The organism is Variovorax boronicumulans NBRC 103145 (assembly GCF_001591345.1).
In the GTDB taxonomy this organism is placed as follows: Bacteria; Pseudomonadota; Gammaproteobacteria; order Burkholderiales; family Burkholderiaceae_C; genus Variovorax; species Variovorax boronicumulans.
Genome location: NZ_BCUS01000063.1, coordinates 1 through 14890 on the forward strand (window position 1 = coordinate 1; position 14890 = coordinate 14890).

12 protein-coding genes are annotated in these 14890 nt (G+C 68.2%); 10 read left to right on the forward strand and 2 right to left on the reverse strand.

Features of this window, described 5'->3' with window-relative positions; genetic code table 11:
* The first annotated feature begins 151 nt into the window (after positions 1–151).
* The 10 genes from VBO01S_RS18405 (at position 152) to VBO01S_RS18450 (ending at position 13164) form a co-directional block, all read left to right on the forward strand.
* Entirely contained in the window at positions 152–931 is a 780-nt protein-coding gene (locus VBO01S_RS18405; protein WP_062477490.1) for a sulfite exporter TauE/SafE family protein, read from the forward strand.
* 185 nt (positions 932–1116) lie between these two features.
* Positions 1117–2730, forward strand: a complete 1614-nt coding sequence (gene xdhA, locus VBO01S_RS18410; protein WP_062477493.1) for a xanthine dehydrogenase small subunit — start codon at positions 1117–1119, stop codon at positions 2728–2730.
* Between the two features lie 2 nt (positions 2731–2732).
* Positions 2733–5192 carry a xanthine dehydrogenase molybdopterin binding subunit gene (xdhB, locus tag VBO01S_RS18415; protein WP_062477495.1) on the forward strand — a complete coding sequence of 820 codons (2460 nt, stop codon included), beginning with the start codon at positions 2733–2735 and terminating at the stop codon, positions 5190–5192.
* A 94-nt stretch (positions 5193–5286) separates the two neighbouring features.
* Positions 5287–6282, forward strand: a complete 996-nt coding sequence (locus VBO01S_RS18420; RefSeq protein ID WP_062477499.1) for a LysR family transcriptional regulator — start codon at positions 5287–5289, stop codon at positions 6280–6282.
* A gap of 76 nt (positions 6283–6358) precedes the next feature.
* Positions 6359–7756, forward strand: a complete 1398-nt coding sequence (locus VBO01S_RS18425; protein WP_062477503.1) for an NCS2 family permease — start codon at positions 6359–6361, stop codon at positions 7754–7756.
* A 99-nt stretch (positions 7757–7855) separates the two neighbouring features.
* Positions 7856–9406 carry an ABC transporter ATP-binding protein gene (locus VBO01S_RS18430; RefSeq protein ID WP_062477506.1) on the forward strand — a complete coding sequence of 517 codons (1551 nt, stop codon included), beginning with the start codon at positions 7856–7858 and terminating at the stop codon, positions 9404–9406.
* Positions 9393–10556, forward strand: a complete 1164-nt coding sequence (locus tag VBO01S_RS18435; RefSeq protein WP_062477508.1) for an ABC transporter permease — start codon at positions 9393–9395, stop codon at positions 10554–10556. The genes VBO01S_RS18430 and VBO01S_RS18435 overlap by 14 nt, the downstream gene beginning before the upstream one ends.
* Positions 10557–10559: 3 nt before the next feature.
* Entirely contained in the window at positions 10560–11480 is a 921-nt protein-coding gene (locus VBO01S_RS18440; RefSeq protein WP_062477512.1) for an ABC transporter permease, read from the forward strand.
* Positions 11481–11532: 52 nt separating this feature from the next.
* Entirely contained in the window at positions 11533–12702 is a 1170-nt protein-coding gene (locus tag VBO01S_RS18445; RefSeq protein WP_062477516.1) for a BMP family ABC transporter substrate-binding protein, read from the forward strand.
* Between the two features lie 3 nt (positions 12703–12705).
* Positions 12706–13164: a hypothetical protein gene (locus VBO01S_RS18450; protein ID WP_157627388.1), complete on the forward strand. Its 459-nt coding sequence runs from the start codon at positions 12706–12708 to the stop codon at positions 13162–13164.
* Between the two features lie 6 nt (positions 13165–13170).
* Here the strand turns inward: VBO01S_RS18450 and VBO01S_RS18455 are convergent, their stop codons facing one another.
* Both VBO01S_RS18455 and fabB read right to left on the reverse strand, forming a co-directional pair.
* Positions 13171–13563, reverse strand: coding sequence for a nuclear transport factor 2 family protein (locus VBO01S_RS18455; protein ID WP_062477521.1), 393 nt, complete (start codon positions 13561–13563; stop codon positions 13171–13173).
* 104 nt (positions 13564–13667) lie between these two features.
* Positions 13668–14888, reverse strand: a complete 1221-nt coding sequence (gene fabB / locus VBO01S_RS18460) for a beta-ketoacyl-ACP synthase I (protein ID WP_062477524.1) — start codon at positions 14886–14888, stop codon at positions 13668–13670.
* Positions 14889–14890 lie beyond the last annotated feature (2 nt).

A 14890-nucleotide genomic window follows, 5' to 3' on the forward strand; every position in this document is an offset into this window, starting at 1 on the left:
GGCACGTACCCCGGACACACGCGTTATTCTCAAGCGTTCCCCGCCTCGCGCCCCCGTTCCCCGATCCCCGTCCGAATGTCCGTCCCGCATCCCCTGTCCCCCGCCTTCCTTCAACGTCCTGCCAGCCTCGGCGCGCGCTGACAGCCTCCCGGTGCAAGCGATTCTTTCCGGGGCCGTCCCGGTCCTGATCTTCATGGCCTGCGTGGGCCTGGCCACCTACGCGCAGAACCTCACGGGCTTTGCGTTCAGCCTCATCCTGCTGGGCCTCGTGTCGGTGTTCGACATCGCCAGCGTGAACGACGCGGCCAATGCCGCGACCGTGCTGAGCCTCATCAACGCCTGGACCTACTTCCGCGCGCGCCCCGGCCCCGTGCCCTGGCAGCTGATGAAGCCCGCGCTCAACGGCAGCACCGTCGGCGTCATCGTCGGGCTCATGCTGCTCGTGTGGCTCAGCGGCAGCGCCGTGTCGTGGCTGCGGGGCTTGCTGGGCGTGTCGATCCTGATCTGCGCCGTGCTGCTGTTGCTGCAGGGCAAACCGCTGCCGGCCGTGTCGGGCCGCACCAGCTTCGCCCTCATCGGCGGGCTCTCGGGCGTGCTGGGCGGGCTGTTTTCCGCCTCCGGCCCGCCCATCGTCTTCCACATGTACCGCCAGCCGCTGGACCGCGAACTCGTGCGCCGCGCGCTGCTGCTGATGTTCGCCTTCAACTCGCTCGTGCGGCTCGTCATCGTGGTGCCCACGGGCCACTTCTCGTGGCACTCGGCGCTGCTGGCCGGCTGCGCCATGCCCGTGGTCTACGCCGCCACGCGGCTGCACCATCGCCTGCCCAACAAGCTGCAGCCGCGCACCTTGCAATGGCTGGTCGCCGGGCTGCTTTTTGTGGCCGGCGTGACGCTGCTCGCCACCGCCTGGACCGCGATCGCACACAGCTGAAACAGGCTGAAAACCCCCGGTTTCCGGCGTGGCCCGGGAATTGCAGCGTCAATCCAAGGGTTTCCCCGGACGTGGCATACCGACCCTCACATACGCGTTATGGGCGTGCCCGTATGCAAGACCCCACGCAAGCCGCTAACGTCCATGACTGGCCCATGACGGGCCGCCCACGAGCCTGAAAAAGCATGAGCACCGAGAGCAGCAGTACACCGATTCAACCGATCCGCTTCTTCCATCGCGGAAAGATCGTCGACGTCAGCGGGGTCCATCCCACCCGCTCGGTGCTCGACTGGCTGCGCGAAGACGCGCGCTGCACCGGCACCAAGGAAGGCTGCAACGAAGGCGACTGCGGCGCCTGCACCGTCGTCATCGGCGAGCTGGCCACCGACGCCCACGCGCCCGGCGCGGTCGACGGCCTGCAGCTGCAGACCGTCAACGCCTGCATCCAGTTTCTGCCCACGCTGCATGGCAAGGCGCTGTTCACGGTCGAAGACCTCAAGGGACAGTGCGCGTCGCAGTGCAAGCCCAAGGCCGACGCCCCCGCCAAGCACGCCGTCCACCCGCTACACCCCGTGCAGCAGGCCATGGTCGACTGCCACGGCTCGCAGTGCGGCTTCTGCACGCCGGGCTTCGTGATGTCGCTGTGGGCCACCTACGAACACCACCAGGCCGAGGGCACGCAGCCCACGCGCCAGCAGCTGGCCGACGACCTGTCGGGCAACCTGTGCCGCTGCACCGGCTACCGCCCGATCCTCGACGCCGGCCAGCGCATGTTCGACCTGCCGGCCGTGCGCCTGGACACCGCGCCCGTGGTGGCCGCGCTCACCGCGCTGAAGAACGACGGCCTGGACTACGCCGCCCCGCTGGGCGCCCGCATCGACCATTTCCACGCTCCCAAGACCATCGCTCAGCTCGCCGCGCTGCGCGTGCAGAAGCCGCGCGCCCAGCTGCTGGCCGGCTCGACCGACGTCGGCCTGTGGGTCAACAAGCAGTTCCGCGACCTCGGCGACATCATCTATGTCGGCGACGTGGCCGAGATGAAGACCGTGGAAGAGCGCGCCGACGAGCTGTACATCGGCGCCGGCGCCTCGCTCGAAGCCGCCTTCGGCGCGCTGGTCGAGCGCGTGCCCAGCCTGGCCGACGTGTGGCTGCGCTTTGCCTCGCCGCCGATCCGCCACGCCGGCACCATGGGCGGCAACGTCGCCAACGGCTCGCCCATCGGCGACTCGCCGCCGGTGCTGATGTCGCTCGACACCGAGATCGAACTGCGCCGCGGTGATGTGGTGCGCCGCATGCCGCTGCCCTCGTTCTATCTCGATTACATGAAGAACGAGCTGCAGCCCGGCGAGTTCGTGCAGGGCCTGGCGGTGCCGCTGGCCGCCCTGCGCCGCCAGGTGCGCGCCTACAAGATCAGCAAGCGCTTCGACTGCGACATCTCGGCGCTGTGCGCTGGCTTCGCCATCGAACTGGAAGCCGGCAGCGACACGGTGAAGGCCGTGCGCCTGGCCTTCGGCGGCATGGCCGCCACCGTCAAGCGCGCCGCCAACGCCGAAGCCGCGCTCGTGGGCAAGCCCTGGACGCAGGCCAGCGTGGCCACCGCCAAGCTGGCGCTGGCGCAAGACTTCAAGCCGCTCTCCGACATGCGGGCCTCGGCCGACTACCGCCTGCAGGTGGCGCAGAACCTGATCCAGCGCCTGTGGCTCGAAACCCGCACGCAGGACGCGCTGTCCATCGAAGAAACCAGCGTCTGGAGCGTGATGCCCCATGTCGTTGCCAAGGTTGCGGCGGAAGGACTCTGACCATGAACAAACCCATCGACGCCCGCCTGCTGCAGCCCGCCGAGGCCTTTGCCGACTACCTGAAGAACACCGCCGCCCGCATCAACGTGGGCGCCGAAGCGCTGGCCCACGGCCGCGGCATGCGCGTGGGCATCAGCCGCCCGCACGAGTCGGCGCACCTGCACGTGGCCGGCGAAGCCACCTACATCGACGACATTCCCGAGCTCGCCGGCACGCTGCACTGCGCGCTGGGCCTGTCGCCGGTGGCCAACGGCCGCGTGACGGCGCTGTCGCTCGACGCCATCCGCGCCATGCCCGGCGTGGTCACGGTGCTCACCGCCGACGACATCCCCGGCACCAACGACTGCGGCTCGATCATTCACGACGACCCGATCCTGCTGCCCGTGAACGACGGCGGCGAGATCCGCTACCTCGGCCAGCCCGTGTTCGCCGTGATCGCCGAAACGCGCGATGCCGCGCGCCGCGCCGCCGCGAAGGCCAAGGACGCGATCACCCTCGAGGCGCAGCCGCCCGTCATCACGCCGCAGGACGCGCATGCGCGCGGCCAGTACGTGGTGCCGCCGATGCACATCGTGCGCAGCGGCGGGGCCGCCAACGAAGGCGACGAAGCCGCCGTGCGCGCCGCCATCGCGAAGGCGCCGCACCGCCACACCGCCACGCTCGACGTCGGCGGGCAGGAGCAGTTCTACCTCGAAGGCCAGATCAGCTACGCCATCCCGAAGGAGGGCGGCACGCTGCACATCCACTGCTCGACGCAGCACCCGAGCGAAATGCAGCACCTGGTGGCGCACGCGCTGCACCTGGCCTCGAACGAAGTGCATGTGGAATGCCGGCGCATGGGCGGCGGCTTCGGCGGCAAGGAATCGCAGTCGGCGCTGTTCGCCTGCGTGGCGGCCATCGCGGCGCGCCAGCTGCAGCGCCCCGTGAAGCTGCGGCTGGACCGCGACGACGACTTCATGATCACCGGCCGTCGCCACTGCTTCTGGTACGAGTACGAGGTGGGCTACGACGACGAGGGCCGCATCCTCGGCGCCGAGATCACGATGGTGTCGCGCGCCGGCCACTCGGCCGACCTGTCGGGCCCGGTGATGACGCGCGCGCTGTGCCACTTCGACAACGCCTACTGGCTGCCCAACGTGAGCATGCACGGCTTCTCGGGCAAGACCAACACGCAGAGCAACACCGCGTTCCGCGGCTTCGGCGGCCCGCAGGGCGCCATCGCCATCGAGAACATCATGGACTCGGTGGCGCGCGAACTGAAGCGCGACCCGCTCGACGTGCGGCGCGTCAACTTCTACGGCAAGGGCGAGAACAACGTCACGCCGTACCGCCAGACCGTGACCGACAACATCGTCCACGAACTCGTGGCCGAGCTGGAAGAAACCAGCGACTACCGCCTGCGCCGCGAAGAGATCGCCGCCTTCAACGCGAAGAGCCCGGTGCTCAAGCGCGGGCTGGCGCTGGCGCCGCTGAAGTTCGGCATCTCGTTCAACGTGAAGCACTTCAACCAGGCCGGCGCGCTGGTGCATGTGTACACCGACGGCTCGATCCTCGTGAACCACGGCGGCACCGAGATGGGCCAGGGCCTGAACACCAAGGTGGCGCAGGTGGTGGCGCACGAGCTGGGCGTGAGCTTCGAGCGCGTGCGCGTCACCGCGACCGACACGACGAAAGTGGCCAACACCTCGGCCACGGCCGCCTCGACCGGCGCCGACCTGAACGGCAAGGCCGCACAGGACGCCGCCCGCCAGATCCGCGAACGCCTGGCCGCCTGCGCCGCCGAGCGCCATGGCGGCAACGCCGCCGACGTGCGCTTTGCCAACGACCAGGTCGAAGTGAACGGCCGCACGCTGGCCTTCAGCACCGTGGTGGGCGAGGCGTACCTCGACCGCAAGCAGCTGTGGTCCGACGGCTTCTACGCCACGCCCGGCCTGAGCTGGGACAAGGACAAGATGCAGGGTCGCCCGTTCTACTACTACGCCTACGGCGCGGCGGTGAGCGAGGTGGTGGTCGACACGCTCACCGGCGAATGGAAGCTCTTGCGCGCCGACATCCTGCACGACGCGGGCAAGTCGCTGAACCCGGCCGTGGACATCGGCCAGGTCGAGGGCGCCTTCATCCAGGGCATGGGCTGGCTCACCACCGAGGAGCTGGTGTGGCATCCGCAAAGCGGCAAGCTCACCACGCACGCGCCCAGCACCTACAAGATCCCGACGGCCAACGACTGCCCGCCGGTGTTCAACGTGCGCCTGTTCGAGGGCCAGAACTTCGAAGACTCGATTCACCGCAGCAAGGCCGTGGGCGAACCGCCGCTGTTGCTGCCGTTCTCGGTGTTCTTCGCCATCCGCGATGCCGTGTCGGCCGCGGGCGGGCACCGGGTCGATCCGCCGCTGAAGGCGCCGGCCACGAGCGAATCCATCCTCCGCGCCCTGACCGCGGTGCAGGCAGCCTCTGGCGAATGAGCACCGGCCGTGCTCGCACGGTCCGAGCGTCCTTCCGTTCTCCAAATGCTGCGCTGTATAACTGTTCGCACAGACAAGAAAGGTGTGAACAGCCATGAGAGACCAGGCGCTTTTCGACAAGATCGACCTTCATCTGATTCGGGTGCTTCATACCGTGCTGACCGACCGCAGCGTCTCGCGCGCCGCCATCCGCCTGGGCATGTACCAGCCGGCCGTCTCGGCCGCGCTGAAGCGCCTGCGCGAGCTGTCGGGCGACCCGCTGCTGGTGCGCTCGGGCTCGGGCATGGTGCCCACCGACGCGGGGCTGCGCATGATCGAGCCCGCGGCCAGCATCCTGCGGGCGGCCGAGATGCTGTTCTCGGATGCGCGCGGCTTCGAGCCGCAGTCGGCGGCCACCACGTTCCGCATCGCGGCCAGCGACTACATGGACCCGCTGTTCCTGCCGATGTTGGTGGCACAGGTCAAGCGCGAGGCGCCGCTGTGCCAGATCGAGATCCATGCGCTCTCGCCCGATTCGGACTACCACGGGCACCTCGCGCTCGGGCAGGTCGACCTGGTGATCGGCAACTGGCTCAAGCCGCCGGAAGACCTGCACATGGCGCGCCTCTTCGGCGACGAGGTGGTGTCGCTGGTCAACCAGGACCATCCGGCCGTGCGGCGCGGGTGGGACCTGGAGACCTGGCTGGCGGCCGAGCACATCGCGCCCACGCCCATGCACCCGGGAGGGCGCGGCATCATCGACCAGATGCTCGACGAGCTGGGGCGGCAGCGCAACATCACGGCGCGCTGCGCGCACTTCAGCCTCATTCCGGACATGGTGGCCTCGAGCCTGCTGGTGCTCACCACCGGGCGCCAGTACTGCGAGCGCTTCGCCGCACGGCTGCCCGTGAAGATCCTCGAGTGCCCGGCCGCGCTGCCGCGCCTCATGTACTACCAGCTCTGGCACGAACGCACGCATTCGTCGAGTTCCGCGCGCTGGCTGCGCGAATGCATCAAGGGCGTGGCGGCGTCGCTGCGCCCCGGCTTCGATGCCGCGCCGGCTGCCACTGCCCGAACCCTGCCGGCTGAGCCGCTTTCCGATCCTCCCTGAGCCCTCCGTCGCGCCGGCGTCGCGACCGAGGCAACGATGAACGAACCGCCACATACAACAGCTGGAGACAAGCGAAATGAACAGGTATGAAGAGGTGCCCAAGGCCACCACTCCCCGGGCCGCCGGGGCCACCGAGGCGGCGCCGTTGCGTGCGGCCACCGCACCGGCCAACGCCGGTCTGCTGGAACGCTTTTTCAAGCTGACCGAGCACAACACCACCGTGCGCACCGAAGTCATCGCAGGGCTGACCACCTTCCTGACGATGGCCTACATCATCTTCGTGAACCCGTCGATCCTCGGGGACGCGGGCATGCCCAAGGGCGCCGTCTTCGTCGCCACCTGCCTGATCGCGGCCATCGGCACGCTGATCATGGGCCTGTACGCCAACTACCCGATCGCCATGGCGCCGGGCATGGGCCTGAACGCCTACTTCGCCTACGTGGTCGTGCTCGGCATGGGCTACACGTGGCAGACCGCGCTGGGCGCGGTGTTCATCTCGGGCTGCCTGTTCCTGATCGTGACGGTCACCGGGTTGCGGGAGCTGTTCATCGCGGGCATACCGCAGTCGCTGCGAACGGCGATCACCGTGGGCATCGGCATGTTCCTGGCGCTCATCGCGCTCAAGAGCGCGGGCGTGGTCGCGGCTTCGCCGGCCACCTTCGTCACGCTGGGCGACCTGCACTCGGCGCCCGTGATCCTGGCGACCATCGGCTTCCTCATGATCGTGGCGCTCGACCGGCTCAAGGTGCGCGGCGCCATCCTGATCGGCATCCTCACGGTGACGGTGCTGTCGTTCTTCTTCGGCGGCAACAAGTTCCACGGCGTGTTCGACGCACCGCCGTCCATCGCGCCGACCTTCATGCAGCTGGACATCCTGAGCGCGCTCAAGGGCGGCATCCTGAACGTGGTGCTGGTGTTCTTCCTGGTCGAGATGTTCGACGCCACCGGCACGCTGATGGGTGTGGCCAAGCGCGCGGGCCTGCTGGTGCCGGGCAAGATGGAACGCATGAACAAGGCGCTGCTGGCCGACAGCGGCGCGATCTTCGCGGGCTCGCTGCTGGGCACGTCGAGCACCACGGCCTACGTGGAAAGCGCAGCCGGCGTGCAAGCCGGTGGCCGCACCGGCCTCACGGCCGTGGTGGTGGCGGTGCTGTTCCTGGCCTGCCTGATGATCTCGCCGCTGGCGGGCTCGGTGCCGGCCTACGCCACCGCACCGGCGCTGCTCTTCGTGGGCTGCCTGATGCTGCGCGACCTGGTCGAGCTCGACTGGGAAGACACCACCGAGGTGATCCCGGCGGCCGTCACGGCGCTGGCCATGCCCTTCACCTACTCGATCGCCAACGGCCTGGCCTTCGGCTTCATCACCTACGCGGTGCTCAAGCTGTGCACCGGCCGGGCACGGGAAGTGCATGCGATGGTGTGGGTGATCGCGGCGATCTTCCTGTTCAAGTTCGCCTACATCGGCGGACACTGAAGGACGCGCCGTCGGGCGCCGATGGTCGCGGGGACGCTATTAAACTTATAGCTGTCCCCGCTTGTTGATGTTGAACGAGACAAACCCACGAAACCCGGCATGACAACCCCCAGACTCCAGCTGGCGCACATCACCAAGCGGTATCCCGCGGTGGTGGCCAACAGCGACATCTCCCTGGCCGTGCAGCCCGGCGAAATCCATGCCGTGCTCGGAGAAAACGGCGCGGGCAAATCGACCCTGATGAAGATCATCTACGGCTCGGTCAAGCCCGACGAAGGCACCGTCACCTTCGACGGCCAGGCGGTCAACCTGCGCAACCCGCAGCAGGCGCGCGCGCTGGGCATCAGCATGGTGTTCCAGCACTTCAGCCTGTTCGACACGCTCACCGTGGCCGAGAACGTCTGGCTGGGCCTGGACAAGTCGCTCGCGCTGGCCGAGGTGGCCCGCAGCATCACGGCCAAGGCCAGCGAATACGGGCTGGACATCGACCCCTCGCGCCCCGTGCACACGCTGTCGGTGGGCGAGATGCAGCGGGTGGAGATCATCCGCGCGCTGCTCACCAACCCCAAGCTGCTGATCCTGGACGAGCCGACCTCGGTGCTCACGCCGCAGGCCGTGATCCGCCTGTTCGGCGTGCTGAACAAGCTGGCCTCGGAAGGCTGCAGCATCCTGTACATCAGCCACAAGCTGCACGAGATCCAGGAGCTGTGCACCGCCTGCACCGTGCTGCGCGGCGGCAAGGTCACGGGCGTGTGCAACCCGCGCAACGAGAGCACCGAATCGCTCTCGCGCCTCATGATCGGCAGCGAGCCGCCGCCGCTGCAGCACCGCCCGCTGCATGCCGGCGCCGTGGCGCTGCGCGTGCAGGGTCTGAAGCTGGCGCGCGAGGACCAGTTCGGCGTCGACCTGGACGGCATCTCCTTCGACGTGCGCGCGGGCGAGGTCGTCGGCATCGCCGGTGTCTCGGGCAACGGCCAGAAGGAACTGCTGTACACGCTCTCGGGCGAGGACGTGCGCGCCGAGCCCGCCATGGTGCGCGTGTTCGACCATCCGGCCGGCCGGCTGCGCCCGCGCGCGCGGCGTGCGCTGGGCCTGCATTTCGTGCCCGAGGAACGGCTGGGGCGCGGCGCCGTGCCCACGCTGGGCCTGGCGCACAACCTGCTGCTCACGCGCAGCAACGCGGTGGGCAAGGGCGGCTGGATCCGCACCGCCGAGCTCGACAAGCAGGCGCGTTCCATCATCGATCGCTTCAAGGTGAAGGCCGGCGGCCCGGGCGCGGCGGCGCGCTCGCTGTCGGGCGGCAACCTGCAGAAGTTCATCGTCGGCCGCGAGATCGACGCCAACCCCAAGCTCTTCATCGTCTCGCAGCCGACCTGGGGCGTGGACGTGGGCGCGGCCGCGCTCATCCACGCCGAGATCCTGGCGCTGCGCGACGCCGGCTGCGCCGTGCTCGTGATCAGCGAGGAGCTGGACGAGCTGTTCAACATCTGCGACCGGCTGCACGTGATCGCCAAGGGGCGGCTGTCGCCCTCGATCGACCGCGCGGCGGCCACGCTGCCGCAGATCGGCGAATGGATGAGCGGCCTGTGGCCGCAGGCGCAGCCCCACCAGAACAACAACAAGAAGGAGGGCGCGCATGCTCAAGCTTGAACCCCGCCCGGAGCTGTCGCGCTTCTGGAGCTACGGCTCGCCGATCCTGGCGCTCTTGATCACCGTGCTCATCGGCGTGGCGCTGTTCGCCGCGCTCGGCAAGGACCCGGTCAAGGGCCTGCAGGTGTTCTTCTACGAGCCGATCAAGAGCGGCTACGCCATCGGCGAGCTGATGGTCAAGGCCACGCCGCTGCTCATCATTGCGCTCGGCCTGGCCGTGTGCTTTCGCTCCAACGTCTGGAACATCGGCGCCGAAGGGCAGTTCGTCTGCGGCGCCATCGCGGCGGGCGGCGTGGCGCTCCTGGCCGACAAGAGCACCGGCAGCTGGATCGTCGTGGCCATTCTGCTGGCGGGCATCCTGGGGGGCATGGTGTGGGCGGGCATCGTCGCGTTCCTGCGCGACAAGTTCAACGCCAACGAAATCCTCGTGAGCCTGATGCTGGTCTACGTGGCCACGCTGATGCTGAGCTACCTGGTCTTCGGCCCCTGGAAAGATCCGCAGGGCTACAACTTTCCGCAGACCAAGACCTTCGAGGCGGTGACGCAGATCCCGCGGCTCATGAAGGGTTCGCGCGTGTCGATCGGGCTGATCATCGCGCTGGTCGGCGCGGGCGCGCTGTGGGTGTTCTTGTTCCGCACGCGCGCGGGCTTCGCGCAGCAGGTCGGCGGGCTGGCGCCCGCGGCGGCGCGCTATGCCGGCTTCTCGGCACGCCGCGCGGTGTGGATCGCGCTGCTCACCTCGGGCGGCGCGGCCGGCCTGGCCGGTGCGCTCGAAGTGGCGGGCCCCATCGGCCAACTCACGCCGTACGTGCCGGCGGGCTACGGCTTCGCGGCCATCATCGTGGCCTTCGTCGGGCGGCTGCATCCGGTGGGCATGATCTTCTCGGCGATCCTGATGAGCATGTTCTACATCGGCGGCGAGCTCGCGCAGTCGCGCCTGGGCCTGCCCAAGTCGCTCACCGGGGTGTTCCAGGGCCTGCTGCTGTTCACGCTCCTGGCCTGCGACACGCTCATCGCCTACCGCATCCGCCGCAAGGCCGGCGCCAAGGCCGCGACGCTGACCACAAGCTCGCTGCAGGTCAGCACGCCGATCACCGCGCCGACCGCGCCCGTTGCGCCGACCGCGCGTGCCACCGAAGGAGGGCTCTGAACCATGGAAAGCTACGCACTCCTGCTGGGCTCGACCCTGAGCGCGGGCACCGTGCTCGCCATCGCGGCGCTGGGCCTGTTGATCAACGAGAAGGCCGGCGTCGTCAACCTCGGCGCCGAGGGCATGATGCTGTGCGCCGCCATCGCGGGCTTCGCGACGGTGGTCATCACGCACAACCCCTGGCTCGGCTTTCTGGCCGGCATGGCGGCCGGCGCGCTGCTCGCGGCCTTCTTCGGCGTGCTCGTGATCTGGCTCAACACCAACCAGTACGCCACGGGGCTGGCGCTGAGCCTGTTCGGCGTCGGCTTCTCGGCCTTCGCGGGCATCAGCTTCGTGCAGGCCAAGCTGCCCGAGAGCACGCCCTTCGCCATTCCCGTGCTGGCCGACATCCCGCTGGCCGGCCCGGCGCTGTTCCGGCACCACCCGATGGTGTACGTGGCCGTGCTGCTGACCATCGGGCTCATCTGGTTCCTGTACCGCACCCGCGCCGGCCTCGTGCTGCGCTCGGTGGGCGAGTCGCCCGAGTCGGCGCATGCGCTGGGCTACCCGGTGCGGCGTATCCGCTTCCTGGCGGTGATCGCGGGCGGCGCGCTGTGCGGGCTGGCGGGTGCGTACCTGTCGACCGTGTACACGCCGCTGTGGGTCGAGGGCATGGTCGCCGGCCGCGGCTGGATCGCGCTGGCGCTCACCACCTTCGCCACCTGGCGTCCGGTCCGCGTGCTGCTCGGCGCCTACCTGTTCGGCGGCGTCTCGATGCTGGGCTTCCACCTGCAAAGCAGCGGCGTCGACGTGCCCTCGCAGTTCCTCAGCATGGCCCAGTACATCGCGCCGATCGTGGTGCTGGCGCTGATCTCGCGCAACCCCGCCTTCATCCGCATCAACATGCCGGCATCGATGGGGAAACCGTTCTACCCCGGCTCATAATCGCGTTCTCGTTTTTTTGCCAACCCGTCCTTTTCTTCCGAGGATTTCGACAATGAATGATCTGAACAAGCGTTCCCTTCTCAAGCTCGCCGCCCTCACCGCGGTGGCTTCGGCGGCCCTCATCGGCTGCGGCAAGAAGGAAGAGGCGGCCGCCCCCGCAGCATCGCCGGCGCCGGCCCCCGCGGCCGCCCCGGCCCCCGCACCGGCGGCCCCGCTGAACATCGCATTCGCCTATGTCGGTCCCGTGGGCGACGGCGGCTGGTCCTTCGCGCACGACAACGCCCGCAAGGCGCTCGAGAAGGAATTCGGCGACAAGATCAAGACCACCTTCGTCGAAAGCGTGCCCGAGTCGGCCGACGCCGAGCGCGTGTTCCGCGACTTCGTGGGCCAGGGCAACAAGCTGATCTTCGGCACCACCTTCGGCTACATGGAACCCATGCTCAAGGTCGCCAACGACAGCAAGGACGTGAAGTTCGAGCATGCCACCGGCTATAAGACCGCCGAGAACATGCGCACCTACGACAGCCGCACCTACGAAGGCGCGTACATGGCCGGCGTGATCGCCGGCTCCATGACCAAGAGCAACACGCTGGGCGTGGTCGGCTCGGTGCCGATTCCTGAAGTGCTGCGCAACATCAACAGCTTCACGCTGGGCGCGCAGTCGGTGAACCCGAAGATCACGACCAAGGTCGTGTGGGTGAACGAGTGGTTCAGCCCGCCCAAGGAAACCGAAGCCGCCACCGCCCTCATCAACGGCGGCGCCGACGTGCTGTTCCAGAACACCGACTCGCCGGCCGTGCTCAAGACCGCGCAAGAGAAGGGCAAGCGCGCCTTCGGCTGGGACTCCGACATGACCGCCTACGGCCCGAAGGCCCACCTGGGCTCGGCCATCATCAACTGGGCGCCGTACTACATCAAGACCACGCAGGACGCGCTGGACGGCAAGTGGGCCACCGGCCAGACCTGGTGGGGCGTGAAGGAAGGCGCGATCGACATCGTCTCGATCGCCGAAGACGTGCCCGCCGAAGCCAAGGCCAAGGTCGAGGAAATCAAGAAGGGCCTGAAGGACGGCAGCTTCTCGATCTGGAAGGGCCCGATCGTTGGCCAGGACGGCAAGGAGCTGATCGCCAAGGACGCGGTCGCCGACGACAAGTTCCTGTCGGGCGTGAACTTCTACGTCAAGGGCGTGGAAGGCAAGGTGCCGGGCGGCGACAAGAAGTAATCATTGGTCGATCGCTTCGGCGATTGCCACGAGAAGGGTCGTCTGCGGACGGCCCTTTTTTCATTCAGGAAAGGGATTCACACCATGAAGCTGCAAGGGGTCATGGCGGCAAGCGCGGCACTGCTGGCCGTGTCGATGTCGTTCGCCGCACCGCCGACGTTCTCGAAGGAAGAGCAGCGCCTGCGCAAGGCCGTGGACGACGCGGAAATGTGCTTTCATTTTGCCGGCGAATTCAACGGCGACGGGTCGGCGCATGACAAGGAAGTGGCGCGCCAACAGCGCCAGCATTGCGGCAAGGAAGGCCAGCAGCTGGTGCTGCGGGCCTACCGCAAGAACCCGCAGGACACGCGCCTCTACCCGGCGGTGCTGCGACTGGACGGGCTGATTCCGGGGCTCACGTTGCCCGCGGCCGAGAAGGCCCGGCTGTGTGCCGTGGCCAAGACGGAACTGGCCTGCCCCTGAGTCGGCTTACTGCGCAGCCGCCTGCAGCTGCGCCGCCATCTTCTGATGGATCAGGTTCACCGCCTTCAACGGCCGCAGCATCACCTTGAACTCGGTGATCTTGCCTTCGGCGTTCCACTTCATCATGTCCACGCCGTTGATGGCGATGCCGTCCAGCTCGAGTTCGAACTCGAGCACGGCATCGGTCGGGCCCTGGAGTTCGCGCACGTAGCGGAAGCTCTCGTTGAAGAAGACCTGGAAGGCCGCGGCGAGGTACTGCTTCGTGATGGCCTTGCCGACCTGCGGCCGGTGCACCACGGGCGAGAGGAAGACGGCGTCGTCGGCCAGCAGGGCGTCGAGCCCCGCCACGTCGCGTGTCTTGACGAGCCGGTGCCAGGTGGAAAGGGTGTCGATCGCCATGGGTCTCCTCGCGCGGTGGATGGATGGAAGAACGGGAAACCCAGTCTAGCGAAGCGCCTGCGGGCTCGTCGTCGCGGGCGCGACGGGGCCGGCAGGTGGCCGGGCTACGCGCCTTGCCAGCGCTTGAGCACCAGCGTGGCGTTGGTGCCGCCGAAGCCGAAGCTGTTGCTCATCACGGTGTCGACGGTGGCGTTCTCGCGCGTCGCGGTGAGGATCGGCATGTCGGCCACTTCGGGGTCGAGCGCCTCGATGTTGGCCGAGCCGGCCATGAAGTTGCCTTCCATCATCAGCAGGCAGTAGATCGCCTCGTGCACGCCGGCGGCGCCCAGCGAGTGGCCCGACAGGCTCTTGGTGGAGCTGATGGCCGGCGCCTTGTCGCCGAAGACTTCGCGCACGCCCTTCATTTCCATGACGTCGCCGACGGGCGTCGAGGTGCCGTGGGTGTTCAGGTAGTCGATGGGCGTGTCGACGGTCGACAGCGCCATCTGCATGCAGCGCACGGCGCCTTCGCCGCTGGGCGCGACCATGTCGTAGCCGTCGGAGGTGGCGCCATAGCCGACGATCTCGGCGTAGATTTTTGCGCCGCGCGCCAGTGCGTGGTCGAGCGACTCGACCACGACCATGCCGCCGCCGCCGGCGATGACGAAGCCGTCGCGCTCGGCGTCGTAGGCACGCGAGGCCTTCTCGGGGCTGTCGTTGTACTTGGTGGACAGCGCGCCCATGGCGTCGAACAGGAACGACTGGGTCCAGTGCTCTTCCTCGCCGCCGCCGGCGAACACGATGTCCTGCTTGCCCATCTGGATCTGCTCCATGGCGTTGCCGATGCAGTGCGCGCTGGTGGCGCAGGCCGAGGCGATGGAGTAGTTCAGGCCCTTGATCTTGAAGGGCGTGGCCAGGCAGGCCGACACGGTGCTGCTCATGGTGCGCGTCACGCGGTAGGGGCCCACGCGCTTGACGCCCTTTTCGCGCAGCAGGTCGAGCGCTTCCATCTGGTTCAGCGTGGAGGCGCCGCCCGAGCCGGCGATGAGGCCGGTGCGCGGGTTCGACACCTGCTCCTCGGTCAGGCCGGCATCGGCGATGGCGTCCTTCATGGCCAGGTAGGCGTAGGCCGCGGCGTGGCCGACAAAGCGATAGAGCTTGCGGTCGATGAGGTCTTCGAGGGGAAGGTCGATGGAGCCGGCCACCTGGCTGCGCAGGCCCATGTCGGCGTAGGCCGGCTGGAACCGGATGCCGGGGCGGCTGGCGCGCAGGTTGGCGGAGACGGTCTCCTTGTCGTTGCCCAGGCACGAAACGATGCCCAGACCGGTGATGACGACGCGGCGCATGG